At 35.9% G+C, this 1012-nt stretch carries 1 protein-coding gene; it reads right to left on the bottom strand.

Annotation, left to right across the window (positions count from 1 at the left end):
- Positions 1-58: 58 nt before the first annotated feature.
- Positions 59-1012 (bottom strand): transposase (locus tag COE25_RS29965; protein ID WP_098935232.1); only part of this gene is annotated, 954 nt, incomplete at its 5' end.

Genomic DNA, 1012 nt, shown 5'->3' on the forward strand with positions numbered 1-1012 from the left:
TTCAAAATTAAAGTTAACTAATTTATATGATACATTTTATATAACTAATGTTTTATTTCTATGCTGCTAAAGGGACTAATACTTGGACTTTATTTGGACAGTAAGACTCGTTTCGTCGTGCTATTCCTACAAAAATCCTTGCTAGTTTACCTATCAGTTTCATTATTGACTTCATTTTCTTTATCTTCTTTACCTTCACATTATGGGAATGGACTGCTTTAAACTCAGGGTTATTCATCACAAGGCTCATAGTTGCTAAGTAGAGGAAGCGTCGTAGTCTTGACCTTCCACGCTTTGAAATGACAATCTGTCCTTTCCATTTGCCTGAACTTGCCTCTGCTAGATGTAATCCCGCATGACGTAATAGAGAGTTTCCGTGGGAGAATCCACTTAGATCTCCTGACTCGCCTAGTATCCCAGCTAATGAAATTTCACTTATTCCTTTAATCATAAGTAGTTTTTTTGCAAATGGTATTTTGTTGAGAACTTCTTTAACTTGTTGTTCAACTCTTTCGAGTTGTTTTACAGCGAGGTCATATTCTTCTAATAATTGGTCCAAATGGAATTTATAGGCATCAAGTGCTTGTCCAGTTCCAATAGAAGATTTTGCTAGATTGATCAGTAATTGAGCTTTTTTAGGTCCTGGTTGTCTTTTCATTAATGTCTTCCATCCCCTAATGACATCTAGTGGCTCCATTGAAGATATTTCATCAGGAGTTGGAAACAAACGAAGGGTTGCGATGGCCCCTTTGCACGAAACATCTTTAAACACTTGTCTCATCTCTGGAAAGACAAGATCTACCCATCGATTTATTTGATTAATAGACATTACGAGACGTTTTACAATCACATCACGATTAGACATTAACACTCTAAGCTTCTCAAATGATTCTGATGATGGGCGAATAAAGGAGTAATAACCGTTTTTGACCATATCCGCGATAACGAGTGCATCTTTTTTATCACTCTTAGATTGAGTATTATCACGATTTTCTTTATTCCTTTTTACTAA

The organism is Bacillus sp. AFS031507 (assembly GCF_002584635.1).
GTDB lineage: Bacteria > Bacillota > Bacilli > Bacillales > Cytobacillaceae > Neobacillus.